At 66.9% G+C, this 23,627-nt stretch carries 28 protein-coding genes; 11 read left to right on the top strand and 17 right to left on the bottom strand.

Going from position 1 to position 23,627, the window contains the following annotated elements:
* Positions 1 to 42: 42 nt before the first annotated feature.
* Complete coding sequence (locus QQS52_RS07950) at positions 43 to 645, top strand: DNA-3-methyladenine glycosylase I (RefSeq protein WP_472773356.1); 603 nt, start codon at positions 43 to 45, stop codon at positions 643 to 645.
* A 37-nt stretch (positions 646 to 682) separates the two neighbouring features.
* Here the strand turns inward: QQS52_RS07950 and sepX are convergent, their stop codons facing one another.
* The 4 genes from sepX to QQS52_RS07930 all read right to left on the bottom strand — a co-directional run bounded on the left by sepX (position 683) and on the right by QQS52_RS07930 (position 4,827).
* The gene (sepX, locus tag QQS52_RS07945; protein ID WP_472773355.1) at positions 683 to 1,786 is read right to left on the bottom strand and encodes a divisome protein SepX/GlpR; all 1,104 of its coding nucleotides are present in this window, start codon (positions 1,784 to 1,786) and stop codon (positions 683 to 685) included.
* 94 nt (positions 1,787 to 1,880) lie between these two features.
* Positions 1,881 to 2,597, bottom strand: a complete 717-nt coding sequence (locus tag QQS52_RS07940) for a GNAT family N-acetyltransferase (RefSeq protein ID WP_472773354.1) — start codon at positions 2,595 to 2,597, stop codon at positions 1,881 to 1,883.
* Positions 2,594 to 3,871: a molybdotransferase-like divisome protein Glp gene (gene glp / locus QQS52_RS07935; RefSeq protein ID WP_472773353.1), complete on the bottom strand. Its 1,278-nt coding sequence runs from the start codon at positions 3,869 to 3,871 to the stop codon at positions 2,594 to 2,596. Before glp ends, QQS52_RS07940 begins: the two co-directional genes overlap by 4 nt.
* Before the next feature lie 23 nt (positions 3,872 to 3,894).
* Positions 3,895 to 4,827, bottom strand: a complete 933-nt coding sequence (locus QQS52_RS07930; protein ID WP_472773352.1) for a UTP--glucose-1-phosphate uridylyltransferase — start codon at positions 4,825 to 4,827, stop codon at positions 3,895 to 3,897.
* Positions 4,828 to 4,893: 66 nt separating this feature from the next.
* Between QQS52_RS07930 and QQS52_RS07925 the strand changes: the two genes are divergently transcribed.
* The 3 genes from QQS52_RS07925 (at position 4,894) to mscL (ending at position 6,769) form a co-directional block, all read left to right on the top strand.
* Positions 4,894 to 5,463 (top strand): 5-formyltetrahydrofolate cyclo-ligase, encoded by a 570-nt coding sequence (locus QQS52_RS07925; RefSeq protein ID WP_472773351.1) that lies wholly within the window; start codon positions 4,894 to 4,896, stop codon positions 5,461 to 5,463.
* A 72-nt stretch (positions 5,464 to 5,535) separates the two neighbouring features.
* The gene (locus QQS52_RS07920) at positions 5,536 to 6,225 is read left to right on the top strand and encodes an SAF domain-containing protein (protein ID WP_472773350.1); all 690 of its coding nucleotides are present in this window, start codon (positions 5,536 to 5,538) and stop codon (positions 6,223 to 6,225) included.
* Between the two features lie 19 nt (positions 6,226 to 6,244).
* Positions 6,245 to 6,769 (top strand): large-conductance mechanosensitive channel protein MscL, encoded by a 525-nt coding sequence (gene mscL / locus QQS52_RS07915; RefSeq protein ID WP_472773349.1) that lies wholly within the window; start codon positions 6,245 to 6,247, stop codon positions 6,767 to 6,769.
* 9 nt (positions 6,770 to 6,778) lie between these two features.
* Here the strand turns inward: mscL and QQS52_RS07910 are convergent, their stop codons facing one another.
* From QQS52_RS07910 to QQS52_RS07880, 7 genes are all read right to left on the bottom strand, one after another.
* A complete protein-coding gene (locus tag QQS52_RS07910; protein WP_472773348.1) occupies positions 6,779 to 7,009 on the bottom strand; it encodes a hypothetical protein in 231 nt (76 codons plus the stop codon).
* A gap of 13 nt (positions 7,010 to 7,022) precedes the next feature.
* Entirely contained in the window at positions 7,023 to 7,640 is a 618-nt protein-coding gene (locus QQS52_RS07905) for a MogA/MoaB family molybdenum cofactor biosynthesis protein (protein WP_472773347.1), read from the bottom strand.
* Between the two features lie 37 nt (positions 7,641 to 7,677).
* Positions 7,678 to 9,054 carry a S1C family serine protease gene (locus tag QQS52_RS07900; protein ID WP_472773346.1) on the bottom strand — a complete coding sequence of 459 codons (1,377 nt, stop codon included), beginning with the start codon at positions 9,052 to 9,054 and terminating at the stop codon, positions 7,678 to 7,680.
* A gap of 201 nt (positions 9,055 to 9,255) precedes the next feature.
* On the bottom strand, positions 9,256 to 10,806 hold the full coding sequence (locus QQS52_RS07895) for a sensor histidine kinase (protein ID WP_472773345.1): 1,551 nt from the start codon (positions 10,804 to 10,806) through the stop codon (positions 9,256 to 9,258).
* On the bottom strand, positions 10,803 to 11,501 hold the full coding sequence (locus QQS52_RS07890; RefSeq protein WP_472773344.1) for a response regulator transcription factor: 699 nt from the start codon (positions 11,499 to 11,501) through the stop codon (positions 10,803 to 10,805). Before QQS52_RS07890 ends, QQS52_RS07895 begins: the two co-directional genes overlap by 4 nt.
* Before the next feature lie 241 nt (positions 11,502 to 11,742).
* Complete coding sequence (gene rpmF, locus QQS52_RS07885) at positions 11,743 to 11,916, bottom strand: 50S ribosomal protein L32 (protein ID WP_070767890.1); 174 nt, start codon at positions 11,914 to 11,916, stop codon at positions 11,743 to 11,745.
* A gap of 15 nt (positions 11,917 to 11,931) precedes the next feature.
* Complete coding sequence (locus QQS52_RS07880; RefSeq protein WP_070767891.1) at positions 11,932 to 12,201, bottom strand: type B 50S ribosomal protein L31; 270 nt, start codon at positions 12,199 to 12,201, stop codon at positions 11,932 to 11,934.
* A gap of 644 nt (positions 12,202 to 12,845) precedes the next feature.
* Between QQS52_RS07880 and rpmB the strand changes: the two genes are divergently transcribed.
* The 6 genes from rpmB to QQS52_RS07850 all read left to right on the top strand — a co-directional run bounded on the left by rpmB (position 12,846) and on the right by QQS52_RS07850 (position 15,624).
* Complete coding sequence (gene rpmB / locus QQS52_RS07875) at positions 12,846 to 13,082, top strand: 50S ribosomal protein L28 (RefSeq protein WP_472773343.1); 237 nt, start codon at positions 12,846 to 12,848, stop codon at positions 13,080 to 13,082.
* 2 nt (positions 13,083 to 13,084) lie between these two features.
* The gene (rpmG, locus tag QQS52_RS07870; RefSeq protein WP_005279910.1) at positions 13,085 to 13,249 is read left to right on the top strand and encodes a 50S ribosomal protein L33; all 165 of its coding nucleotides are present in this window, start codon (positions 13,085 to 13,087) and stop codon (positions 13,247 to 13,249) included.
* Positions 13,250 to 13,252: 3 nt separating this feature from the next.
* Entirely contained in the window at positions 13,253 to 13,558 is a 306-nt protein-coding gene (gene rpsN, locus QQS52_RS07865) for a 30S ribosomal protein S14 (protein ID WP_070767893.1), read from the top strand.
* Between the two features lie 15 nt (positions 13,559 to 13,573).
* Positions 13,574 to 13,822 carry a 30S ribosomal protein S18 gene (gene rpsR / locus QQS52_RS07860; protein WP_070767894.1) on the top strand — a complete coding sequence of 83 codons (249 nt, stop codon included), beginning with the start codon at positions 13,574 to 13,576 and terminating at the stop codon, positions 13,820 to 13,822.
* Between the two features lie 215 nt (positions 13,823 to 14,037).
* Positions 14,038 to 14,811, top strand: a complete 774-nt coding sequence (locus tag QQS52_RS07855; RefSeq protein ID WP_472773342.1) for a hypothetical protein — start codon at positions 14,038 to 14,040, stop codon at positions 14,809 to 14,811.
* A gap of 87 nt (positions 14,812 to 14,898) precedes the next feature.
* Positions 14,899 to 15,624: a TetR/AcrR family transcriptional regulator gene (locus QQS52_RS07850; protein WP_070767896.1), complete on the top strand. Its 726-nt coding sequence runs from the start codon at positions 14,899 to 14,901 to the stop codon at positions 15,622 to 15,624.
* Here the strand turns inward: QQS52_RS07850 and QQS52_RS07845 are convergent.
* The 6 genes from QQS52_RS07845 to QQS52_RS07820 all read right to left on the bottom strand — a co-directional run bounded on the left by QQS52_RS07845 (position 15,621) and on the right by QQS52_RS07820 (position 22,290).
* A complete protein-coding gene (locus QQS52_RS07845) occupies positions 15,621 to 16,475 on the bottom strand; it encodes a hypothetical protein (RefSeq protein ID WP_472773341.1) in 855 nt (284 codons plus the stop codon). The genes QQS52_RS07850 and QQS52_RS07845 overlap by 4 nt on opposite strands.
* 82 nt (positions 16,476 to 16,557) lie before the next feature.
* Positions 16,558 to 17,400 (bottom strand): serine hydrolase, encoded by an 843-nt coding sequence (locus QQS52_RS07840; RefSeq protein ID WP_472773340.1) that lies wholly within the window; start codon positions 17,398 to 17,400, stop codon positions 16,558 to 16,560.
* Positions 17,397 to 18,122, bottom strand: coding sequence for a hypothetical protein (locus tag QQS52_RS07835; protein ID WP_472773339.1), 726 nt, complete (start codon positions 18,120 to 18,122; stop codon positions 17,397 to 17,399). Before QQS52_RS07835 ends, QQS52_RS07840 begins: the two co-directional genes overlap by 4 nt.
* Before the next feature lie 117 nt (positions 18,123 to 18,239).
* The gene (gene purH / locus QQS52_RS07830) at positions 18,240 to 19,781 is read right to left on the bottom strand and encodes a bifunctional phosphoribosylaminoimidazolecarboxamide formyltransferase/IMP cyclohydrolase (protein ID WP_472773338.1); all 1,542 of its coding nucleotides are present in this window, start codon (positions 19,779 to 19,781) and stop codon (positions 18,240 to 18,242) included.
* 42 nt (positions 19,782 to 19,823) lie between these two features.
* The gene (gene purN, locus QQS52_RS07825; RefSeq protein WP_472773337.1) at positions 19,824 to 20,492 is read right to left on the bottom strand and encodes a phosphoribosylglycinamide formyltransferase; all 669 of its coding nucleotides are present in this window, start codon (positions 20,490 to 20,492) and stop codon (positions 19,824 to 19,826) included.
* A 40-nt stretch (positions 20,493 to 20,532) separates the two neighbouring features.
* The gene (locus QQS52_RS07820; RefSeq protein WP_472773336.1) at positions 20,533 to 22,290 is read right to left on the bottom strand and encodes a cell division protein PerM; all 1,758 of its coding nucleotides are present in this window, start codon (positions 22,288 to 22,290) and stop codon (positions 20,533 to 20,535) included.
* Between the two features lie 495 nt (positions 22,291 to 22,785).
* On the opposite strand from QQS52_RS07820, the gene QQS52_RS07815 reads away from it, so the two are divergent.
* Positions 22,786 to 23,544 (top strand): M23 family metallopeptidase, encoded by a 759-nt coding sequence (locus QQS52_RS07815; RefSeq protein ID WP_472773335.1) that lies wholly within the window; start codon positions 22,786 to 22,788, stop codon positions 23,542 to 23,544.
* The last annotated feature ends 83 nt before the right edge of the window (positions 23,545 to 23,627 follow it).

Raw genomic sequence — 23,627 nt, 5'->3', positions numbered from 1 at the left:
ACGGTAGCAACCACGCACTTTCATCTCTAGGAGACACTACCGATGGATACCACAGGCACCGGACCGCTCACCGGCCCCGACGGGCTCGCGCGCACCCCGTGGGCGGCTGCAGACGAGTTTTTGCGCGACTACTACGACACCGAATGGGGCCTGCCTGTCTACTCAGAGGCGGAGCTTTACGAAAGGCTCGTGCTGGAGGGCTTCCAGGCGGGCCTGTCCTGGCGGCTTATCCTGAGCCGCCGGCCGGCCTTCCGCGCGGCCTTCGCCGGCTTCGATCCGGACGCGGTGGCGGCTTTCGGAACCGACGACGTCGAGCGCCTAGCTAACGATGCCACCATCATCCGCAACCGCCGCAAAATCCAGGCTGCCATCGACAACGCCCGCGCCACTGTGGCGCTGCGCGCCGAGGGCGGCCTGAGCGGTCTCATCTGGTCTTTCCGGCCGGCAGATACTCCACGGCCCGAGGTGGTAGAAGAAATCCCCACCACTTCAGAGGAATCGACGAAGATGTCGAAGGCTCTGAAGAAGCGGGGATTTAAGTTCGTCGGGCCCACCACCTGCTTCGCGCTGATGGAAGCCATCGGGATGGTCGATACCCACCTGATGGGCTCGCACCGGCGCGGGTGCTCGGGACTCTGGGACTAGGCCTGGAAGGCCAAGCTCTCGGACTAGGCCTCTGGGGCTAGCTGACGCGGCGGGCGGCCAAGTCGTCGCGGCGGACCGGGGCGCGGTCGCCGGTGGTGTCGTCGTCGTGGTAGTAGACCGGCAGGTGGTCGAAGTCGGGGCTGTCGTCGTCGACCTCGAGGACCACCGCGCCCGGGCGGCGCAGGCTGCGCGGGATGGACAGCTCCTCGTCGGCGGCGTTGCGCACGCCCAGCCGGGCGCGCCGCAGCTGGCGGACGCGGCGGTGGCGCAAGGCCTGCTCCTGGCGCACCTGGGTGCGCAGAGCCACCAGGTAGACCACGGAGAGCACACCCACCACGGCGGCGGGCAGCCAGCCCCAGCCGCCGACGATGATGCCCAGCGCGACCGTGGCCACGACGGCGACGGCCAGGCCCAGCAGGGTGCGCTGGCGGCGCTGGTAACGGTCGGTGGACGCGGCCTCGTCGGCCTCTGGGTCCCAGCCGCCGCGGCCCAGCCGGCGCTTGGCGAATTCCAGCTCCTCGGCGGACAGCTCGTCGTCGCCGCTGATGTCCGCTTCCTCCGCGTTATCCGCGGAGGAAGCGGTCTCCTCGGCGGCGGAGGCGATGGCGGCGGCATCGGCATCGACGGCGCCGGGGTACATCAGATCCACCGGGGAGGTGTAGGAGGCGTCGAGCGAGTAGGCATCGGCGGCGACCTCGTCGACCTGCGGCGGGTCGAAGTACTCCGCGACCTCCTCGGCGTCTGCCTCCGCCGCTGCCGCGTCGCCGGCCCCGGCGGTCTGCTTGTCCGAGTGGGCCTCCGCGTTGGCGGTGGTCTCGTCGGTGGCATCGTCGATCAGGGGCGAATCCACGACCTCGCCGTCAATGGTCTCTTCCTGCGCGGAGACCGGCACCGCCAGGCTGGCCGGCTCGGCGTCGACGATCTCGTAGCCGTCGTCAGCGTTGGTGCGGTGCACGTCCTGCGCGGTCACCCGCGGCTTGCGGCGGCCGGCGACCTTGCCCTGGTCACCTTCGAAGAGCACACGGGTGTCCTCGAAGCCGTCCCCGGTATGGCTGACCGGGCGCTGGCCCCGCAGCAGCCACGGCGCCAGGACGAAGAGCCAGACCACCAGGATCAGAATTAGAATGAGGCCAGGAGACACTACGCGCTACCTCTTTCATAGTTTGACGATTGTCACAACCACAGTACTTCGGCGCGGCCGCCCGGCCGGCCTGCGCCACGCCCAATCCGGCGAGCTAATCCAGCACGCCGCCCGCCCGCAGCCGGGAAACACAGGTATCCGGGAAGTCGTCGCGCACCAAGGCGACGAAGTGGTGGTCGCGCCACTCGCCGTCGATGTGCAGACTGCGGCGCGCGATGCCCTCCTCGCGGAAGCCGTTGTTAAATAGCACCCGCCCGGAGGCGGCGTTGTTTGGCAAAAACGTGGCAGTCACCCGGTGCATGCCCACCCGCCGGAAGGCGTGGTCGGTGCCCAAGGCGCAGGCCACCGTCGCCAGGTGCCCGCCGGTCATCTCCGAGAAGACCCAGTAGCCGATACAGCATTCGCTCACGCTGCCGTGCTGGATATTGCCCAGCGTGATCTGCCCGGCAAACCGCCCGTTACACTCGATAGCAAAGGGCACCACCACCCCCTGGCGCGCCGCCGCGCCCAGGTACCACAGGTGGTTCCACCAGGCCTGAGAGCTGTGGGCGGCGGCCCAGCTGGTGGGCATCGTCGGCTCGACGTAGCGCAGGTAGGCCTCGTCGTGAAGGCGCTGCGCGCGCCAGTCCGCACCGTCCGCGCGGTGCAGCGGCCGCAGGCGCACCTCGGCCCCGCGCGGGAAGGCGGCGTTCGGGCGGATGTGTACGGTCTCGGTAACCTCCGGCCACCCGGGGTGTTCGATAGCGCGCGACTCCCTCGCCCCGGCGTGGCGCTGCCAGCTATGCCACGCCCAGCCGAAGGGGTCGATCATGAGCGCTGGGTGATAAACATAACGTCAACGACGTCGCCGGGGCGGATATCCGTCACGGATTCCGGGACGCGGATGAGCGCGTTAGCCTCGGCCAGCCCGGCCAGCAGGTGGGCCGGCGCCCCGCCCGCGCCGGACAGGCCCTCGACCAGGTAGTCAGCGGTGTCAGCGTCGCGCATCAGGCGTGCGCGGATATAGCCGCGGCGGCCCAGGCGGGAGTCGATGTGGTTAACGGCGCGGGCGCGCACCACGCGGCGCGCGGCGTTGCGCTTGCCCAGCGCCAACCGGATGAGCGGGCGGACGAAGACCTCAAAGACCACCAGGGCCGAAACCGGGTTGGACGAGAGCAAAAACGTCGGGATGCGCTCGTCGCCCAGCAGGCCGAAGCCCTGCGCGGAGCCCGGGTGCATGGCCACCCGCGTGGTGTCGATGTCGCCGAGCTGGTCGAGCACCTCGCGGATGGCCGCGGAGCCGGCGCCGCCCACTGCGCCGGAGATCACGATGACCTCGCTGCGCGCTATCTGGGCCTCCAGGTTTTCCCGGATGCGCCGCGGTTCGCCCTCGGCAATGCCCACGCGGGTGACCTCGGCACCGGCCTCGCGGGCGGCGGCCGCCAGCGCGTAGGAGTTGACGTCGAAGACTTGGCCCAGGCCAGGTTCGCGGTCGATATCCACCAGCTCACGGCCGAAGGAAATCACGGTCACGCGCGGGCGCGGGTACGCCAGCACCTTCGAGCGCCCCACCGCGGCCAGAAGCCCAATCTGGGCCGGGCCCAGGATGGTGCCGGCGGACACCGCGACGTCGCCGGGCTGGATGTCGTCGCCAACGCGGCGCACGAAGTCACCGGAGCGCACTGGGCGGTGGGCGACCATGCGCTTGCGCCCGCGGTCGGTCCACTCAAGGGGAAGGACGGCATCGGCAAGCGTGGGCAGGGGTGCGCCCGTGTAGACGCGCACAGCCTGCTTCGGCTGGAGGCGCAGCGGCTGCCGGGAACCGGCCGGGACCTCCCCCACCACGGGCACGGAACGCTCCGTCTCCGATTCTGGGGCCTCCTCCGCATCCGGGTCGCGCCGACCGAGGCCGCGCTCGCCGCCGATATCAACCGCGCGGACCGCGTAGCCATCGATGGCCGCCTGCGGGAAGCCCGGCAGCGGCTGGTGCGCCTGGACCTCCTCGGCACACTTCAGCCCCAAAGCGTTGGCGATGGCGATCCGTACCGGCTCGGGCGTGACCGCCGCATCGGTGACAAACTCCAGCTGTTCTTCCACAGAACGCATAGCAACGCGCCGCCTTTCCCTGGTTAGTTCTCCGCCAACCCGGTCTCTTGCTCGTACTCCGCAATAATATGCTTGATCGCCTTATACAGCGCCGGGCCGTACTTCTCGTCCCGCAGGCCGAAGTCGACGTTGGCGGGGATGTAGCCGCCGGGGTTGCCCAGGTCGTGGCGCTTGCCGCGGTGGACCACCACGTGCACGGGCTCGCCCTCCTGGATGAGCAGCTCAACGGCGTCGGTAAGCTGCAGCTCGCCACCCTTGCCCGGGCCGATCCGGCGCAAGGCGTCGAAGATTTTGCGGTCCAGCAGGTAGCGGCCGGTGGCCACGAGGTTGGAGGGGGCGTCGGCGGGATCGGGCTTTTCGACCATACCGACGACCTTCTTCACGCCCGGTGCGTTGGTGTCTTCTACGTCGAAGACGCCGTAGTTGTAGGTCTCCTCGCGGTCGACCTCGAAGGCGCACAGGACGGACCCGCCCAAGGCCGCACGCACGCGCGCCATGTCCTCCATGACGGTGGCAGGCAGGACGATGTCGTCCGGCAGCATGACGGCGAAGAAGTCTTCGTCCTCGTCCAGCACGGACTCGGCTAGGCCGACGGCGTGGCCGAGTCCCAGCGGCTCGGCCTGCTCGACGGCAATGGGGTGGATGAGGTCCGCGGCGCGCTGCACCTTGGCGACCTGCTCGTCCTTGCCGCGCGCGGCCAGGGTCTCGGTCAGGTCGGGGAAGCGCTCGAAGTGGCGCATGACCTCTTGTTTGTTCGGGGCGGTGATAACGGCCAGGCGCTGCGCACCGACGGAGGCGGCTTCCTCGGCGATGAGCTCGATGCCAGGTGTATCCACTACTGGCAGCAGCTCCTTCGGCACGGTCTTGGTGGCCGGGAGGAAACGCGTCCCCATGCCGGCGGCCGGAACCACTACGGTTTTCACCCCGTGCGGGGTATTCTCGCGCTCGTTAGACATGGAACTGACCTTACCTGCTCGTCTTATCCGTGTCGGGCACCGATACGCCCTATTAGTATTTAAGTTATGAATTTTTCCTCCCCCGACGCCGACAAGCAGACCCTGCGCGAGCATTTCCGCGCCGCCCGCCGCGCCCCGGCCGACGATGCCTCCCTCATCGCCCACACCGACAGCTTTCTGCGCGCCTTAGGCCGCCCGCGCGTGGCGGCCTATGCCCCGCTGGACAGCGAGCCGGGCGGGAAGGCGTGGCTGGCCGCGGTCGCGGCGGCCAGCCAGCAGGTGTGGCTGCCACTGTCGATGCCCGGCGGTACGCTGCTGTGGGCAAGCTACCACGGCGATAAGGCCACGCGGGCGGGGGCGCTGGGCATCGCGGAGCCGGTGGGGCCAAAGTTCAATTCCACGGTGCTATCCGGGCTGGACGTGCTGCTGGTGCCGGCGATGGCGGTGGACCGGCACGGCTTTCGGCTGGGCAAGGGCGCAGGCTACTACGACCGCGCGCTGGCCGACCTGCGCGCGGGCGGGCCGCTGAAGCTGGCTGTGGTGCGCTCCAGCGAGGTCGTGGAGCAGCTGCCGTCCGATGCCCACGACGTGCCCTGCGATGGCGCGCTCACCGACGCCGGCGTGGAGATCTTCTAGGCGCTGAGTTTCCGCGCCGCTTATGTCGGTCGCCCGGGAACCGGGGGCGGGGCGGGCGCAGTCTATAAAGGCATGCGGAGTTTAGCTGTTTTTTCTTCCCTGAGACACACGTTGGCCACCCCGGGCCACCCGCGCGCGACGCTTTTAAAGAAGCTGGTGGCCGGCGCGTTGGTTATCGCCGCCGGTTTGGTGGGGCTGAGCGGCTGGAAGGAAAACCCGCGGGTGCCGGTCTTTGCCCGAGAGGTCGTGGCCGGCCAAGAGCTGGCGGCCGAGGACATCGAGTGGCGCTCCCTGCCGCGTGATGCGATCCCGGCCGGCGTGGCCGCGGAAAACGACCCGGCGGACCTGGCCGGACGGGTGGTCGTGGCGGCCGGCTCCGCCGGCGAGGTGGTCACGGAGTCCCGCCTGCTGGGCGAGGAACTTACCCACGCGTTGGGGGAATCGGAGGGCCAGGACTACCACTTGGTGCCGATTAAGCTCGCGGAGCCGGACATCGCCGCGCTGCTGGCGCACGGGGATACGGTCAGCGTGGTCAGCAACGGTGAGACAGGTGACGGCGGCGAGCTAGCCGGGCCCGGCGCGGCGGAAACCGTCGTGGCGCAGGAGGGAAAAATCGTCTCCACGGCCGCCGCGGGAGAGACCGCGGGCTCCCAAGCGGCTACTATTCTGATTGCACTGCCGGCCCCCGCCGCGAAGAAAGTGGCGGCCGCTTCGCTGAGTTATCCGCTCACCGTGGTGGTCACCGGAGACCGAGCAGGCTAACCACCGAAAGGACTTCCGCATGTTGAAGGGCTTTAAAGACTTTATCCTCCGCGGCAACGTGATTGAACTGGCCATCGCAGTCATCATCGGCTCCGCGTTTACCGCCATCGTTACGGCTATCACCGACTCCCTGATCCAGCCGCTGATTAACTCCTTCGGCTCCGCCGATGTCGGCGGGCTCGCGTTCCAGATCAAGGCTGATGACCCGACCACCCGCATTGACCTGGGGGCAGTCATCACCGCGGCCATCAACTTCCTGATCATCGCCGCCGTGGTCTACTTCCTCATCGTCATGCCGATGAACAAGCTGGCCGAAGCCGCCAAGCGCCGCAAGGGCATCGACCCCGAGGAGGCCACCCCCACCACCGACGACTTGCTCATCGAAATCCGCGACCTGCTCGCCGCGCAGAACGACGTCAGCGACAAGGTCACCGGCCAGACCAGCGATCTGGCCGAGGGATCGGCCGATACCCCGGGCGCGCCGGTCGTGCCCGGCGCGCCCGGCGCCGCCGGTGGAGATGCCTCCGGCAAGCACCGCGCCTAGCGCGCAGGTTTAATAGTGCGGCGGGATTTGCTCGCGGTAGAAAGCTTCCCCGCGTAGCCCGTCGTCCACAGGGCCGTCGTTTACTTCGACGGCCCTTTCTGCGTCTGCGGAGCCGGCCGAGTCCGCCGAGTCAAAGGCGGAGACGAACGGTGCCCGGTCCGCCGTCCGGTCGTAGTCGGGGCAGTCGCTGGGGCGCACCGCGCGCCGCCGCTTCTTGCGCCGGGAATGTGAATCAGTCATCGCACTTTAACGCTTAGTCCACCGAGTACTTCTGCAGCTGGTCGACCAGGTGGTGCACCAAGGGGGTCAGGGTCGCCATGCCGTCGCGGATGGCTGCGCGGGAGGCGGCGACGTTGACCACCACCGTGGACCCGGACACGCCGGCGATGCCGCGGGAGGTGCAGGCGTCGACTGCGCCGCAGGCCTGGCCGGAGGACCGCAGGGCCTGGGCGATGCCCGGCACCAGCTGGTCCAGCACCGTGCGGGTGGCCTCCGGGGTCTTGTCGCGCGGGCCCACGCCGGTACCGCCGACGGTCAGCACCAGGTCCACGCCGCCGACCACGGCCGTCTCAATAGCCTGGCGAATCTTCGACTTCTTGGCGCGCACCACCACTGCCCCATCGACGCGGAAGTTAGCCTCGGCCAACAGCTCCGAGCACAGGCGCCGGTTGTCTTCGGCGTGCTGCTCGGGATGGTCCGTAACGATGACGATGAGCGCGCGGCGCTGGGCGTTCATGGACTCCTCGCGCTCTTGGGCCAATAGGTAGGCGTCGTCCGGACCGGCGATGTCGCGAAGGGTGTCGCGGTCGCCGCCGCGCGGGGCGTCGGCGAGCGTGGCTGCGCGGTCGGATTCGCTGGCGTCTACAGGCATTGTTCTCCTTAACGATGGTGCGGCTTTGCGATTTAATCTACTCGCTCGACAGCGTTACCTCTACCTGTCGAGTCTCCTCGGTGTCCGGATTCATTACTTCCAGGGTCACCGTCGCCCCGAAGTCCTGGGAGCGGGTCGCCGCGATGAGGGTATCCGAGTCCTCGATGGGGCGATCGCCCAGGCGGGTGATGACGTCGCCGGCCTCGATGCCGGCTTCCGCGGCCGGGCTGCCCTCCTCGACCTTGACGACCGGCGCGCCGTGGGTGAGATTGCGGCCGTCGACCTGCACGCCCAGCATGGGGTGCTTGACCTCGCCGTTGTTGATGAGCTGGTCCGCCATGCGCTTGGCGAAGTTGGACGGGATGGCAAAGCCCAGGCCGATGGAGCCGGCCTCCTGCCCGGACGAGGAGGACAAGGAGGCGATGACGGAGTTCATACCCACGATGTTGCCGTTCATGTCCACCAGCGGGCCGCCCGAGTTGCCGGGGTTGACGGCAGCGTCGGTCTGGACGGCATCGATAAGCGAGGGCTCGCCGCCGGCTTGGGAGGCGCGTACGGGCCGGTTGACGGCCGAGACGATGCCGGAGGTTACCGTGGCGTTCAGCCCCAGCGGGGAGCCCACGGCCACGACCTGCTGGCCGACGTTGAGCTGGTCGGAGTCCGCGAACTCCAGGTACGGCAGGTTCTCGGCGTCCTTGATCTTGATGACGGCGACGTCGGTGTTGGCGTCGGAGGCCACGACCTCCGCGTCCTTGCGGGAGCCGTCGTTCATGGTGACCTGGATGGCGCCGGCCGACGAGCCCTCCGCTCCCTCGACGACGTGGTGATTGGTCAACACGTAGCCGTCCGGGGAGATAATCGAGCCCGAGCCTTCGGCCGCGCCGGCCCGGGTGACCACTTGGATGGCCACGACGGCGGGCAGGACCTTCTGGGAGACCTCCTCGATGGACCCCTCGGCCGGGGCCGGGGCGGACTCATTCTTCGCGGGCCGGTTGAGGACCTCGTTGACGGTGGAGGTCGAATCATTGCTGTCGGAACCGCCCACGACCGCGCCGGTGACCCCGCCCACGCCAATGGCGACGACCAGCATCATGGCCAGCGCGGTGCCCAGGCCCACGGAGCGCTTCTCCTTGGGCTGCTCGGCGACGGCGCCAGGCGCCCCGGGCTGGCCTTGCGGCTGGGCCTGAGTTTGCGCCTGCGGGTGCGGCTGAGTCTGGGCCTGCGGCTGCGCGTGCGGCTGGGGCTGGCCCCACTGCGCCTCGGCTGACTGCCACGACCGGGTGGTCTCCGTGGGCTGCGCGTCCGAGGTGCGCGGCTGGTTCCAGCCCTGCGACTGCGACTGGTGCTGCCCCTGCTGACCGTAGGGGCTCGATGAGCCGGTGGGCTCGGCGTTATGGGGATTATTGTTGTTCATGGCCGTAGTATCCCTCCCTGACCTTTGGTGCCTCTGACACTCGACTGCTAACAGCTTAAGAGTGTCTGGCAGGTTGCTGTATGGTTCTCGATCTTAGTGACAAGTCCACAATTCAGCCACCGCCCTGGGCACGGGATTGCACCCGCTGCCTGCGGCTAGTGCGGCAGGTCAAGGCAAGCAACGCTAGCGGGGCGGGCGCTGCTAGCGCTGGTTGAACCAACGCTTGGCGAACTCGCGCCTGCGCCGCCCCGAGGCCGAGGAGCCACCCAACCCGGCGGTGGCCTGGTCGGAATGGGCCGTGGCATCGTCAGCCGGGCAGTCCGTGTCCCGAGGGCTGCCCGGGAAAAGGATCTCCATGCGCGTGCCGTGGTCGTCGGAGTCGCCGATGGTAATCGTGCCCTTGTGCCGCTCGACGACCTGACACACGATGGCCAGGCCCAGGCCGGAGCCGGGCATCTTGCGGGCCTCGGCGGTGCGGTAGAAACGCTCGAAGACCTTTTCGCGCTCGGCCTCCGGGATACCCACGCCGGAGTCGTCGATGCGCAGGCGCGCGGTCTGTTCCTCGAGGCGCTGCAGGCGCACGCGCACCGTGCCCGCGGCCGGCGACCACTTGGCGGCGTTGTCCAGCAGGTTGAGCACCGCGCGGCCCAGGGCGAAGGGGTCACCCACCAGCATCCAGGGCTCGAGCTGGACTTGAAACTCGACGTCGGGACGGCGCCGGCGGGCCCGCTTCAGCGAGGAGGCCACGACCTTGTCCAAAGCGACCGGCTCCATCCCCTTGTCCATGGCGTCCTCGCGGGCCAAGTCGACTAGGTCCCCGATGAGCTCGGACAGCTCCGACATCTGCGCCAGCACATCGACCTCCAGCTCGGCGTGGTCCTGCTCGCTGAGACTGTCCGCGGTGTTGGACTTGTTGAGCATCATCAGCAGCTCGATGTTGGTGCGCATGGAGGTCAGCGGGGTCTTGAGCTCGTGCCCGGCGTCCGCGACGAACTGCGATTGCTTGATGCGCGATTCCTGGAGCACGTCCAGCATGCGGTTAAACGCCACGGCTAGCTGCGCCATGTCGTCGGTGCCCGCGACCGAAATGGGTCGCAGCTCGCCGGTACTGGCCACGTGGTCGATGGCCCGCTTAAGCCGCTGGATGGGGTGCAGGCTGGTCTGGGAGACCCAGACGCCGCCGGCGATGGCCAGCAGGATGCCGATGGCGAAGACCACGACCAACACCGTGCCCACGATGTCGATAATGCCCTCAGTATCGGCGCGGGAATTGGCCAGAACAACCCAGGAGCCATCGTTAGCGCGCAGAGAGACCATGTGCATGTCCCCCGCCTGCTCCGCGGAGACCGAGTTCTCGGGCGGGGCCTGGTCGTCGCCGTAGGCGGGGCTGTCGCCCGCCGGGGAGACCGTCAGCGTAGCCTGCGGGTGCACGGCCTTGAAGTGCTCGATCTCGCTGCGCAGGTAGTCGGGATCGTCGTTGGACTGGGTGCGCACGAGCATGGCCTGGGCGTGGAATTCCAGAGCCTCGTCGTCGGCGGCGCGCAGGCAGGCCGCCACTACCCCATAGGAACCGGCGCAAATGATGGCCGAGGTCACCGCGACGATAAGCCCGGTCAGGATTGCTAGTCGCCAGCGCAGGGAGGTACGAGAGCCCCACGGGCGCGAGCTTCCCGTATAGACGGTCGGCTCGTCGGAGGATTTGTCGGGCGGAGCGGAAGCCCGCGCCGGAGACACCGGCTTCCGAGAACTCAAGGGGTGTTCTCTCGCAGCACGTAGCCGACGCCGCGGACGGTGTGGATCAGCCGCGGCTCGCCCTCGGCCTCAGTCTTTTTGCGCAGGTAGCCGATGTAGACCTCCAGCGCGTTGCCCGAGGTGGGGAAATCATAGCCCCAGACGCTTTCGAGTATCACGTCGCGGGCGAGCACCTTGCGCGGGTTTTCCAGCAGCAGCTGAAGCAGCGCGAACTCGGTGCGGGTCAGCGAAATCATGCGCTTGCCGCGCCAGACCTCGCGCGTGTCCGCGTTGAGGTAGAGATCCTCAAAGGCGAGCTTCGACTCCTTTTCCGGCGTGGCCTGGATGGACTCGGCGGCCGCGCGCCGCGCCAGCGAGCGCACGCGGGCCAAAAGCTCCTCCAGCGCGAAGGGCTTGGGCAGGTAGTCGTCGGCGCCGGCGTCCAGCCCGGCCACCCGGTCGGCCACGCCGTCCCGGGCGGTCAGCATGAGGATGGGACGTTCCCAACCTTCACTGCGAAGTGAACGGCACACTTCCAGGCCGTCCATGTTGGGCATCATCACGTCGAGGATCATCAGATCCGGCGATTCCCGGTGCACCGTCTCGACCGCCTCAACGCCGTCTCCGGCCAAGATGACCTGGTAGCCGTTAAAGCTCAGCGAACGGCGAAGCGATTCACGCACCGGTTGTTCGTCGTCCACTACGAGAATTTTCATATCTCAATTATGCCTTAAGATGAGTCTTTCCAGAAACCCAGAAAATAAAAGTAGTTTTATTAAGGTTCAAAGCCCAATTAAGGATCGAACAGGGAGACACTCTGCTGCAGAAACAACGCAACACCCCCACAAAGCTGAGTGTAAGATAATAAGAAACGCGCCTCGGCTACCCATATTCAGGGTAACTCGAGGCGCAAGGGGTCGGGTAACTACCGGCCCAGCCTTATCGCCCTAAAAACTCTTAGAACTGCTCCACGTCGACCAGGCCGAGCTTAGCAGCCTTGACCAGGCGGCGCGGGATGCGCACGGTCTGGCCGTCGATGGTGACTTCCTGAAGGTCGACGTTGTCGGCCTTCCACTGGGAACGGCGCGAGCGGGTGTTCGCGCGGGACATCTTGAACTTAGGAGTTGCCATTTTCTTCTACCCTCCTTACGCGTTCTTCTTCTTGCGGCGAGCCATGCCACCGAAGCGCTGGTTGAAGCGCTCGACACGGCCGGCGGTGTCCATCACGCGCTGAGCACCGGTCCAGAACGGGTGCGACTCGGCGGTAACGTCGACCACGATGAGCGGGTACTCGTTGCCGTCCTCCCACTCAACGGTGCGCTCGGAGGAGGCGGTGGACTTGGTCAGGAAGCGGGTACCGGTACCGGCGTCCTGAAAGACCACCGGGTGGTAATCCGGGTGGATATCTTTCTTCATGCGAATTCCCTCAGGGTTGAAACTTCGGGTCGGTTCCCCACTATCGCCGGAGCCTAAAAACTAGGCCTAGGCGGCGGGGATCGTGCCCGAGTTGGGTTTTCTAACGGACAAACAGCTACCGGCGGAGCCAGCCCGCGCGATAGCAACTCGAACTATCATACAGCCGACCTGCCCTTTTCCCAAATCTCAGCCGACACCAAACAACAGGCCACACAGCAACCACAATCACCCCGCCCACCACCGCCGTACAGCAGGCTTGTGCAGCTAGCTCATGCAGCAGGACTCCCCGGGCGACAGAAGCCGCTAAGAGCCGCGCGGCGAGAGAGTACGCAAAAGCGTCGACAGAAAGGATCTCGATGAAGAAATGTGAAGGCATAGAGGTATAGCGGGAGCGCCTAAGCCCCGAGCACGCCGCGAACGGGAGCCCGAGGAAGGCTCGCACGAGGCGATTAGGAAATTCGGGCGTTAGGAGGTAAGGTTTTCCCTTGCTGTTGTCACAATGTACGTTTACGCCCCGTCTACTGCGATGAAACGGCGTGATTTTAATCGCTCATCCTCACATTCCGAGCGGAGCAAGCCTTTGAGGCGCTCGATCACGTGGTTTTAATTAGCCAAGATGTGGGCGGCTAGGAGAAAGAAGACCCATGTCGGCTATTTGCCAGGTAACGGGCCGCAAGCCGCAATTCGGCAAGCAGGTCTCGCACTCGCACCGCCGCACCTCGCGCCGTTGGAACCCCAACGTGCAGCGTCGTCGGTACTACCTGCCCTCTGAGGGCCGTACCATCACCCTGAATGTCTCTACCAAGGGCATGAAGATCATCGACCGCGACGGCATCGAGTCCGTCGTCGAAAAGATCCGAGCACGTGGGGAGAAGATCTAAAGATGGCACGTAACGATATTCGCCCGATCATCAAGCTGAAGTCCACCGCGGGCACTGGTTACACCTACGTGACCCGTAAGAACAAGCGCAACAACCCGGATCGCATCACTCTGAAGAAGTTCGATCCGATCGCCCGCAAGCACGTCGAATTCCGCGAGGAGCGATAATCAATGGCTAAGAAGTCCAAGATCGCTAAGAACGAGCAGCGCAAGGAAATCGTCGCCCGCTACGCGGAGCGTCGCGCTGAGCTCAAGGCAATCATCAAGAACCCGAACACCTCGGACGAGGACCGTTTGGAGGCACAGTTCGAGCTGAACCGTCAGCCGCGCGACGCTTCCAAGTCCCGCATCCGTAACCGCGACGCCCACGATGGTCGTCCGCGCGGTTACCTCCGCAAGTTCGGCCTGTCCCGTGTCCGCATGCGCGGCATGGCTCACCGCGGTGAGCTGCCGGGCGTTCGTAAGTCCAGCTGGTAAAGGGGAATTGCAACAATGAAGCGCAATAACCACAAGAAGTTCCGGATGGAGCAGACCCGCCGTCCGAAGAAGAACCCGTTGAAGGCAGAGGGCATCGAGAAGGTGGACTACAAGGACACCAAGACCCTCCGTCTGTTCATCTCTGACCGCCACAAGATTCGTTCGCGTCGGGTCACCGGTCTGACCCCGCAGCAGCAGCGTCAGGTTGCTACCGCGGTCAAGAACGCTCGCGAAATGGCTCTCCTGCCGTTCACCACCCGCTAAACAATTACGTAGCAGGGTTTCAACAGCGCACTTTTGCCGCTGGCAAGTGTGACACGGTAAAAGAATCTTAAACCGAACGCCGTCGCCGGCGCCCCGCCCTTCACGGGCAGGGTAGCCGCGGCGGCGTTTGGCGTATCCGGAGTACAACCCCGCCCCACCACCCGTTAGACTGTAGACAGATTTCATCCACCCCGCATAAGAAAGGCGCGTTGCTTATGGCCTTGCACCCGTCACTAGTCGAACTCGCCGAGGAGGCGGGGCGCTGCGAGTCCCTGCCCGCCGCGCGCGGCATCCTGGCGGAGTCCCACGAGCTGGCCCGCAACGCCCTGCACCACCGGGCGGACGCGCAAGAGCTGGCCGCGTGGTACTCCCGTGTGGTCCACGGCGTGGTCTACTCCCCCGCGATCGACTCCCCGGTCCGCCTGACCGGCCCCATCGCCCGCGGCGACGGCCTGCCGGGCCTGCCCGTGGACTACCTGGGCCCGGCTAACGCGAACTTGGACGACCTGTTGTCCTCGGTCGACATCGAGCCGCGTGCCGTAGAAGACGCGCTGATCTACCGAGCGGATGCGGGCCTGCCGTTGCCGGAGGAGGCATCGGCAGCGCTGCTACGCCAGGCGCTGGGCACGCAGCCGCCGGCGCTGCAGTTGGTCAACGGCCTGCCGGACCCGGATGCGGCCGTGGACATCCATAGCTTCCTGCTGGTGCCCATCGCGTCCGTGGCCCGTTGGGCGGCCCCGGCGCCGCGGCCGACGGCGGACCGGCTGGCCATCGGCACGGAGAAGCAGCTGCTGACCCCCGCCGAGGGCGAGGCCCTGACGCTGGCCTGGCGCACGGGCCTGGAGCTCTACCTGCGGGCCTGGCTCAACCACGCGGGCACCCGTCGGCAGCGCTTGGCGGACCTACCGCCGTTGGACCGCACGGCCTACGGCTCGGCGTGCCGGACGGTGTCGGCAACATTACAGGGTATTGCCGCCCGCGCGTCCTAGCGCGATGGCCTTTAAGATATAAGGTTGATATGTTCTTCGGTTCGTTGATTTCCGACTCTCAGGCGAAAGGGAAGGTGTTTTAGGTCTATGGCTGGTGCAGTTGGCAGGCCGCGGAAGAATTCTCCGCGACGTCGGGGTAGCACCGCGCGCGAAGAGATCCTGGACGCCTCCTCCGAGCTGTTTACCACCCAGGGCTTCGCCACGACCTCGACCCACCAGATCGCCGAAGCCGTCGGTATCCGGCAGGCCTCGCTCTACTACCATTTCCCGTCGAAGACCGAGATCTTTCTGACGCTGCTGAACTCGACCATCGAACCCTCCCTCGACCTGGCCGATGATCTCGCTCAGCTGGAGACCACCCCGGAGCTGCGCCTGTGGGCGCTGGTGGCCGCGGAGTCCCGCCTGCTTTTGACCAGCGGCTGGAACGTCGGCCGGCTCTACCAGCTGCCGGTGGCGAACTCGGAGGAATTCGCTGAGTATCACCAGTCCCGCGCGCGGCTAGAGCACCATTTCCAGACCTTCGCCGCGGCGTTGGTCGGCGAGCAGGACCTGCGCATCACCTTGCCGTTCCACATCGCGCTGTCGGTTATTGAGATGCGCGGCAACGACGGCACTCCCCCGTTCGCGGCCTCCGATCAGACCGTGCCGGAGACCGCCGTCATGCTTGCCGATGCCTCCTTGGCCGTCCTCGGCGCCGAACTTCCCGATGACCGCGTCGCGGCCACCCTGAAGCTGCTCGAGTCCCGCTCGGACTCCATCTCCGCGGCTGCCGCCGCTGCGGCCGACCGGCGGAAGAAGAAAAAGAAGCGCTAATCCCGCGGCCCCTCGACCACTTCGCGGGTCTGGATCTCGCCCTTGCACCAGCGTCCCACGGCCCCGCTAAACAGCAGGGCACCGACGGCGATATGGGCGACAAACGGCAGCGTGAACATGACCCAGTCCGCGGCGCCGAAGCCGACCATCACGAAAAGCTCCACCACCGCAAAGCCGAGGGTTTCCACCCCCAGCAGTACGTTCTGGCCGCCGCGGGCGGGATACAGCACGTCGTGGAGCACGCGCCCGGCCCAGAGGTTGTTCACCAGGACGAAGACGGCCAGCACCAGCAGGTAGAGGCTGTTGAAGGACGTGTCCAGCAGCGCCGCGAACTCGTCGACGACCCCGGCGTGGCTATAGACGGTGCTGCCGGCGCTGTCGACGGCGAAGATGACTGCCATGCACACGAAGCCAACCAGCAGCACCGCCGGCATGACGGCCGCAATGGCCAGCACGGTCTTGACCAGTCCCGGAGCCGCACGGATGCGCGCCAGCGGCGCCCCGGTGGGCTCAACCTCGGCGACCCGGCGGGTTACGATGGACAGGGTCTGATACCGCGCCTTCTCCTCCGGGGCGTCCGGGAATTGACCGCGCTCGGCCAGGTGGATGAGGTCACCGATGCTCATCGGGCGGGCCGCGCTATCGGTTAGCCGGGCATCATACTGGGCGCGCCGGCGCTCCTCGCCCAGGATGGCCCGGGCGGTGGCAGTCTCGTGAAAGCGCGGATCGGACATCCCGGCGCCTTGGTCCTCGAGAGCTTGCAGCGCGGCAGTGAGCTCGGCATTAAGCTGGTCCGAGGACTCGCCCGGGTTAAGGCCCAGGCTCTCGTAGAGGTTATAGTGCTGCGTCATGCCGTGTGGGCCTCCTTAAAGCTCGTCTTTCCTCCCTACAGACTAGGCCTTAAGCCTTATACGTCCTGCACCCGGGAGGAGTCTAGGCCGCCTTGTCGGTCTTCTCCCCGGTCAGCAGGTAGACCAGGTAGTCGAGCTGCTCCTGGGCGGCCTCATAGGTGCCGTCTTCGGGGCGGGAGAATACCGCCATGCCTATCTCCTTGCCGTCCAACTTCACGTGACCGAGCTGCACGACGCTGTAGAAGTCGTCATCATCCGGCCCCCAGCCGCCCTTGATGGCCGCGCCCGGGATGGCCCGCAGCCCGTAATCCTGCAGGGGGTCCGGGGTCCGCATGGCCTCGATGACCGAGTCCGCGTCATCGACCTCCGGCAGTTGCGCGGCGAAGGTGGCCTGCTCCTTGAGCCCCCACTCGGTCTGGCCGAAGGGGGTAAACCCGTCTCGGGTCATCTTGCCTTGGACCTCGGTGACGGTGTCGCCGCCCTCGCGCAGTACCGCTTGGGTCTGTTCCACGGCTGTCTCGGCGGCCCCCAGGCTCACCCAGAGCGCCTGCGCAGAGTCGTTGTCGGAATAAGTGATGGCAGCCTCGACGAGGTCAGGGTCCGCGGTGCCGGCCTGGCAGGCGGCAATGGCAATCGGCACCTTCGCCGTCGACCAGGCCGCAAACCCCGTGGTGGTGCCGGCGCTCATAAGCTCGTCAGGGGTGGCCACCGCGACGCCGACGTCGCCGCCGAATTTCTCGGTTGCAACGGCTACCGCACGCTTCAACGCCTTCTGGTCGATGCTGGCGGGGAAAGCCCCGGCGCGCGACGCGTTGGTGCTGCGCGCCGGCGGCTTCGACTCCTCTACCCAGCCGCCCCTGCTGCAGGCGACCAGCAGGGCGCTGGCGGCGAGCCCGCAAACGGTGGCGGCCCAGTACTTGCTCACGAGATATACACCACCGCGCCGTCACCGCCGCGGCAGGTCACCGCGTTGGCGGCGCCGGTGCACTGCATCTTGTACCACTGCCCCGTGACCGGGCTGTAGGCCTCCACAGGCGTGTTCGGGTTGCCGGACTGACTATAGGCAGAGGTGAAAGCGGAATAGACCGAGTCCGCGAAGGCAGCGGAGGTCTGGTTGCTGCCGGGTGCGGCGGAGGTATACCGCGGCGGCCGAGCCTCCGGGGTGGGCTCGCTAGCGCGCGTCGTCGGCGCGGCCGCGGCCGCCCGGTCGCTGGAGCGGGACCCCGATGAGCGCCCAGAGGACCGCTCAGAAGACGGCGTAGTTGCCGCCGTGGACGACTCGGAGGACGCAGCCGAAGGCGAAGCAGAAGACGAACTCGACTCCGCGGCGGTAGAGGCGGCGCTAGAGCTGCTCGTTTCCGAAGACGCCTCAGAGGTGTCAGCCTGGCTGGACGAGCTGGAGGCGGGTGCTGGGGCGGGCTCGTCCTCGTCGGTAGACGACATGCCAAGCCACCCGCGCTGGAGACTGAGCGCGGCGATGACAGCGATCACGACGATGGCCGCGAGTATTCCAAAGGCCCCGATGAGCGCGCCCTGTCCCGGGGCGCGGCGCGGCTCCTCACCCTCGCTGACCACCGGTAGCTCCGCGGTGACCGGCTCCTGGGGGTCATGCCCCGAGCCGCGTCCCGCGCCGTGCGTGTGCGCCATGTTTCTCCCTTGTCTAGGTCTGCGATTAGTAAATCTAACACGTACCTAGCCCGCAGGCCCGGCCTGTACACACAAACGGCCGCAGGCGGGCCCGCTCAGGGAATTACACGGGCCGCTCTAGTGGGCGAAGTGGCGGGTGCCGGTGAGGTACATCGTCACGCCGGCCTCCTGGGCGGCGGCGATGACTTCCTCGTCGCGGATGGAGCCGCCCGGCTGGACGACGGCGGTCACGCCGGCATCGATGAGCACCTGCAGGCCGTCAGCGAACGGGAAGAAGGCGTCGGAGGCGGCAAAGGAACCGCGGGCGCGCTCCTCGCCGTCCTCGCCCAGGGTGTTGGCGCGCTCGACGGCCAGCTTGGCCGAGTCCACGCGGTTGACCTGGCCCATGCCCACGCCGACGGTGGCGTTGTCGCGGGCCAAAAGAATGGCGTTGGACTTGACCGCGCGGACGCTGCGCCAGGCGAATTCCAGCTGGGACAGGGCCTCGGAGTCGAGCTCCTCGCCGGCGGCCAGGGTCCAGTTCTCCGCCTGGTCGCCCTCAGCCTGGTAGGCGTCGACGTCCTGGACCAGCACGCCGCCGGAGATCGGGCGCTCCTCCTCGGCGGCCTCGTCGCGCTCGGCGCGCAGAATGCGCAGGTTCTTCTTAGTCTGCAGCAGCTCCAGGGCATCGTCAGCGTAGCTGGGGGCGATGACGACCTCGGTGAAGACCGGCTTGATCTGCTCGGCCATTTCCAGGGTGACCTCGCGGTTGGCGGCGATGACCCCACCGTAGGCGGACATCGGGTCGCAGGCGTGGGCGGCCTTGTGCGCGGCGGCGATGTTCTCGTCGTCGGCGCCAATGCCGCAGGGGTTGGCGTGCTTGATGATGGCCACGCACGGGCGCTCGTGATCCCAGGCGGCGCGCCAGGCGGCGTTGGCGTCCTGGTAGTTGTTGTAGCTCATCTCCTTGCCGCCGAGCTGCTCGGCGTTGGCCAGGCCCTTACCGTCGCGGTTACGCACCACGCGGGCGGCCTGGTGCTGGTTCTCGCCGTAGCGCAGGGCGGTCGTGCCGGAATCCGCGTCCGCGCCCTGGGTGCGGAACCAGCCGGCAACGTCCGCGTCGTACTGGGCGGTGTGGGAAAAGGCCTCGGCGGCGAGCTGGAAGCGCTCCTGCTGGTCGAAGCCGCCGTTGGACAGCGCGTCGATGACGGAGTCATAGCGGTTCGGGTTGACCACGACGGCGACCGAGGCGTGGTTCTTCCCCGCGGCGCGCACCATGGACGGCCCGCCGATGTCGATCTTTTCCACGCAGGCATCGTAATCCGCGCCGGAGGCCACCGTCTCCGCGAACGGGTACAGGTTCACCACGACCAGCTGGAAGGGCTCGATGTCTAGGTCCTTGATCTGGGCGAGGTGGTCTTCCTTGCGGGTGTCGGCCAGGATGCCGGCGTGCACGCGCGGGTGCAGCGTCTTCACGCGGCCTTCCAGGCACTCCGGGAAGCCGGTCAGCTTCTCGACCGGGGTCACGTCGATGCCCAGGTCGGCGATCCGGCTGGCGGTGGAGCCGGTGGAGACAATCTCCACGCCGGCGTCGGCTAGGGCGCGAGCCAGGTCTTCCAGCCCGGTCTTGTCGTAGACGCTAATCAGCGCGCGTTTGATGGGCTTGCGTTCGTCGCTCATGGATTTGTCTTGCCTTCCTGACAGAAAAATAGACACCAAAATTTAGCAATCAAAGGTTATGCCGCCCGCGGCGGCGTCCGCGCCGCGCACCGCAGCGCGCAGCACGCGGACAATCAGCTGCCGTTCCACGACCTTGATCCTCTCGTGGAGGCTGGCCTCGTCATCATCGGCCAGCACCCGCACGGGCTCCTGGGCGATGATCTGGCCGGTATCCACGCCAGCATCAACGTAGTGAACGGTGGAGCCGGTGACTTTCACCCCATACGCCAACGCATCCCTGACACCGTGCGCGCCTGGGAAGGCGGGCAAGAGTGCGGGATGCGTATTAATAATGCGGCCGGCGAACTGGTCGAGGAAGTCCTTCCCCAGAATCTTCATGAACCCGGCGGAGACCACCACGTCAGGCTGGCCCACTGCGGTGGCAAGCGCCCGGTTCCAGGAGTCTCGGTCCTGCCCCAGCGGCACGACCTCGCTGACGATGCCGGCTGCTTCCGCGCGTTCCACGCCCTGGCAGGGCTTGTCGGAGACGACCTTGTCCACGCGGTAGGACTCGTCCTGCGAGTCCAGAATCGCTTGGAGAAGTGAGCCGGTGCCGGAGACCAGCACGACGACGCGCAGGGGCCCCGATGCCGCGGCGTCAGTCACGCCCGCCGGCTGGGCCTGATTGTCGGAGTCAATGAAATCAACAGAAGCATCTGCGGGTGAAGTCACGCCTAACAGACTAGCCCCAAAGGGTAGGACCGCGGAACTTTCAGTCCTTTTGGCTTCCCCCACGCGCCACCCCATCGGCCGGATCAGCAGCCTCGTCCAGTCCTTTATCGGCACTACCTTCGGCGGCTTCTACCCCGGTCGAGGCAGCCGGCTGCTCCGCCTGCCCGGCGTCCCCGCCCGCCCCCGCGGTGGCGTCGGCCTCCTCGCCGGTAGCGGCCTCTTCGGCCGCAACCTCCTCGGCGTCGATGATCTCCGGAGCGTCATCCGGTTCGGACTGCGCCGCGTCTTCCGCGTCGGCGTTCACGGCTTCAGCGTCGTCGGCGTCGTCAGGATCCACAACCTCTACATCGGCAGCAACGTCTGCGTCGGCAGCGGTGTCCGCGCCTAAGCCAGCTTCTTCCGCGCTGTCCGCGCTATCCGCCCCGGCAGGGGCCTCTTCGCCGGACTCCATCTCGGCGGCGTCCGCTTCACGGGCGCGTGTCTCATCCGCGCTCGGGGAGGCGGCAGCGGCAGCCGGAGCGGCAGCGGGCGCGGCGGCCAATACTTTGGCTCGGCGGTTCTGCCACAGGCTAATGCCCCAGGCGGCCAGGCCGATGACCAGGACCCAGACGACGGCCAGGGCGCCGGCCATGGCGACCATGATGCCGGTCGCGTCGTAGACGCCAACCTCGCCGGTGGTAAACGCAGCGAGCAGCGCCACGCTGAGGCCGGCCAGCACGGAGACCTCCACCGCGGTGCGCGGGCTGGGGTTCTTGCCCCGCCAAGCCCAGGCGGCGGCCGCGCCGGCCAGGACCAGCAGGATCAACGCCCAGGCGGGCGCGCTGCCCGGGATAACGCCCACTAGCGGCAGCGGCGGCAGCGGCACCAGGTGGATGCTAAACAGTGAGACGCTCGCCTGCCCCATGTGAAACTCCGCCCCCAGCAGGTTCGCCCCGGCCACCAGCGCGGCGTTGGGCAGGTAGAGCAGGCTCAGGCCGTAGAGGACAGCCGCGCCCGCCGCGGGCAGGTCCGGGTAGGAGCTTAAGATTTCGCCCTGGCGCTGCCAGCCGAACAGACCGACGACCAGCAGCAGGGCCAGGCCGGCCACGAGCAGCGCGCCAATAAAGCGGAAGGCGACCTGGGCGCTAGCCACCACCGTGACCGGCAGGCCGTAGCGCTTCAGCAGTGCGGTCCACAGGCGCGGGCCCATGCCCAGCGCCAGCGCGACCAGGTGGATGACCGCGACGCGCAGCACGGCGACGGCCAGGTTCGGGGCGGCAAGATCGTAGACCTTGCCAGCGTCCCAGAGCATGAACCAGGCCACGAGCGTTATCAGGACCGGCACGCCCACAGCACAGGCCAGCAGCAGCAACAAGTCGTTGACGCTGACCTTGTACTTGACCGCGCGGTGGATGCGCCCGGCCAGCAACCACACCAGGCCGATGGTGGGCAGGAAGGGCAGCACGGAGATGGTGTTTCCCCCGGCGTGCACCGGCACGAGGTTGAGCACCATCCAGGCCTCACCGATGATCGAGGGCAGCCAGGCCAACGGCGCGCTGGAAAGCAGGACCGAGGCCAGCGCGATAACCACGATGGTGCCGATGACGGCCAGGTTCGGCACGCCGACGGTCAGCAGCATGCGGATGAGGCGAGCCTTGGTGCCCGTCGCCTTCGGCGCGGTGCGGGACCGAGCTTGCGCACCAGCGCGGGAGGCCACGCGGGCAGCCGGCTGGGCGGCACTGGAGGGGCTGGTGCGTCCGCGGGCCTGGCTGCGCGGACCCGACGACGACCGCGAGTGGGGGCTGGTGTTCTTATTCATCGCCTCTACCTTGCCACGCCACCGGCGCGGTTTCGGGTTGGCACGGCCCACCGGCGGCGAATCCCCTGCCCCGACGGGGCACCGGCGGCAGGGCGCAGCGAGGGTTCCTATATATACTGTATTAACCCTCACGTAGAACTTTAGAGATTCAGGTTTCCAGTATCTCTTAGTTCTTGCCCGCAATGGCCCACCGAAACAAACTTCCGCCCCCGTTATCGGCCCGCCGAGCGGCTCCGGTAGTGTTACGGGAGGGACGGGAGTCGTCAATGCGCGACGCACACCCTCGGCAGTGTGACTTAAAAGTTTCCTGCATTGACGTGTGCAAACCCCCTTACAGCGGTTTTATAACATCGATTTAGCTTGCTTGACCCTGTGCGAACCGCTATTGTTACCAGACGTTGGTAACAAGAAGGTCACAATCGTGTAACCTTGAGCGAGATTAAGTAACGCGGAAGCAGCGTTACACGATTTAAGACAAGTACGGGAAGAAGTTTAATGCGAAGCAAGACCCAGCGGGCTGGTGTGGGACGCCACCGCAAGACCACTACCTCGCAAACTGCCAAGGGCCGTATCGCCCTAGTAACCGTGGCTGCCGGTGCGGCCTCTACTGCGGGTGTTGGCGGCGCCGCAGCTGCTCAGATGCAGGCTAACGCCGATCACGAGACCAAGGCGCAAAGCGTCGACTACGACCTGACCACGGACTCCAACAAGCTGGCCGAAAACGGCGCAGCCGCCGTGGAAAACGCCGCCCCGCAGATCCTGGCCATCGCCGAGTCCAAGCCGGTCGACAACCTCTCGGAGCAGCTCAACAAGGCCATCGAGGCCGCCGACGCCCGCATCGCCGCGGACGCTGCCTCCCGCGCCCCCTCCATCGCCAAGCCGGCCGAGGGCGCCTACACCTCCGGCTTTGGTGCCCGCTGGGGCGCCATGCACAACGGTATCGACCTGGCTAACGCCATCGGCACCCCGATTGTCTCCGCCATGGACGGCACCGTCATCGACTCCGGCCCAGCCTCCGGCTTCGGCAACTGGATCCGCATCAAGCACGAGGACGGCTCCATCGCCGTCTACGGCCACATGGAGACCCTCGACGTCGCCGTCGGCGACCAGGTCCACGCCGGCCAGAAGATCGCCGGCATGGGCTCCCGCGGCTTCTCCACCGGTTCCCACCTGCACTTCGAGATCCACCCGGACGGCAACACCCCGGTCGACCCGATCCCGTGGTTCGCTGAGCACGGCATCACCATCTCCTAAAAGTCGCCAGCTTCTTTCCAACCTCAAAGCCCCTCGCTGCACCGCGCAGCAAGGGGCTTTTCGCTACCCCCAGGCGCCACCCC

The organism is Corynebacterium sp. 1103A (genome assembly GCF_055700955.1).
This window is presented reverse-complemented; position numbering and strand designations above follow the sequence as displayed.

Bases quoted from the DNA above. Each gene is read 5' to 3' on its own strand.
- QQS52_RS07950 (WP_472773356.1), top strand. From the start codon at position 43: ATGGATACCACAGGCACCGGACCGCTCACCGGCCCCGACGGGCTCGCG.
- QQS52_RS07940 (WP_472773354.1), bottom strand. From the start codon at position 2,597: ATGATCGACCCCTTCGGCTGGGCGTGGCATAGCTGGCAGCGCCACGCC.
- glp (WP_472773353.1), bottom strand. From the start codon at position 3,871: ATGCGTTCTGTGGAAGAACAGCTGGAGTTTGTCACCGATGCGGCGGTC.
- QQS52_RS07930 (WP_472773352.1), bottom strand. From the start codon at position 4,827: ATGTCTAACGAGCGCGAGAATACCCCGCACGGGGTGAAAACCGTAGTG.
- QQS52_RS07925 (WP_472773351.1), top strand. From the start codon at position 4,894: ATGAATTTTTCCTCCCCCGACGCCGACAAGCAGACCCTGCGCGAGCAT.
- QQS52_RS07920 (WP_472773350.1), top strand. From the start codon at position 5,536: ATGCGGAGTTTAGCTGTTTTTTCTTCCCTGAGACACACGTTGGCCACC.
- mscL (WP_472773349.1), top strand. From the start codon at position 6,245: ATGTTGAAGGGCTTTAAAGACTTTATCCTCCGCGGCAACGTGATTGAA.
- QQS52_RS07910 (WP_472773348.1), bottom strand. From the start codon at position 7,009: ATGACTGATTCACATTCCCGGCGCAAGAAGCGGCGGCGCGCGGTGCGC.
- QQS52_RS07905 (WP_472773347.1), bottom strand. From the start codon at position 7,640: ATGCCTGTAGACGCCAGCGAATCCGACCGCGCAGCCACGCTCGCCGAC.
- QQS52_RS07900 (WP_472773346.1), bottom strand. From the start codon at position 9,054: ATGAACAACAATAATCCCCATAACGCCGAGCCCACCGGCTCATCGAGC.
- QQS52_RS07890 (WP_472773344.1), bottom strand. From the start codon at position 11,501: ATGAAAATTCTCGTAGTGGACGACGAACAACCGGTGCGTGAATCGCTT.
- rpmF (WP_070767890.1), bottom strand. From the start codon at position 11,916: ATGGCAACTCCTAAGTTCAAGATGTCCCGCGCGAACACCCGCTCGCGC.
- QQS52_RS07880 (WP_070767891.1), bottom strand. From the start codon at position 12,201: ATGAAGAAAGATATCCACCCGGATTACCACCCGGTGGTCTTTCAGGAC.
- rpmB (WP_472773343.1), top strand. From the start codon at position 12,846: ATGTCGGCTATTTGCCAGGTAACGGGCCGCAAGCCGCAATTCGGCAAG.
- rpmG (WP_005279910.1), top strand. From the start codon at position 13,085: ATGGCACGTAACGATATTCGCCCGATCATCAAGCTGAAGTCCACCGCG.
- rpsN (WP_070767893.1), top strand. From the start codon at position 13,253: ATGGCTAAGAAGTCCAAGATCGCTAAGAACGAGCAGCGCAAGGAAATC.
- rpsR (WP_070767894.1), top strand. From the start codon at position 13,574: ATGAAGCGCAATAACCACAAGAAGTTCCGGATGGAGCAGACCCGCCGT.
- QQS52_RS07855 (WP_472773342.1), top strand. From the start codon at position 14,038: ATGGCCTTGCACCCGTCACTAGTCGAACTCGCCGAGGAGGCGGGGCGC.
- QQS52_RS07850 (WP_070767896.1), top strand. From the start codon at position 14,899: ATGGCTGGTGCAGTTGGCAGGCCGCGGAAGAATTCTCCGCGACGTCGG.
- QQS52_RS07845 (WP_472773341.1), bottom strand. From the start codon at position 16,475: ATGACGCAGCACTATAACCTCTACGAGAGCCTGGGCCTTAACCCGGGC.
- QQS52_RS07835 (WP_472773339.1), bottom strand. From the start codon at position 18,122: ATGGCGCACACGCACGGCGCGGGACGCGGCTCGGGGCATGACCCCCAG.
- purH (WP_472773338.1), bottom strand. From the start codon at position 19,781: ATGAGCGACGAACGCAAGCCCATCAAACGCGCGCTGATTAGCGTCTAC.
- QQS52_RS07820 (WP_472773336.1), bottom strand. From the start codon at position 22,290: ATGAATAAGAACACCAGCCCCCACTCGCGGTCGTCGTCGGGTCCGCGC.
- QQS52_RS07815 (WP_472773335.1), top strand. From the start codon at position 22,786: ATGCGAAGCAAGACCCAGCGGGCTGGTGTGGGACGCCACCGCAAGACC.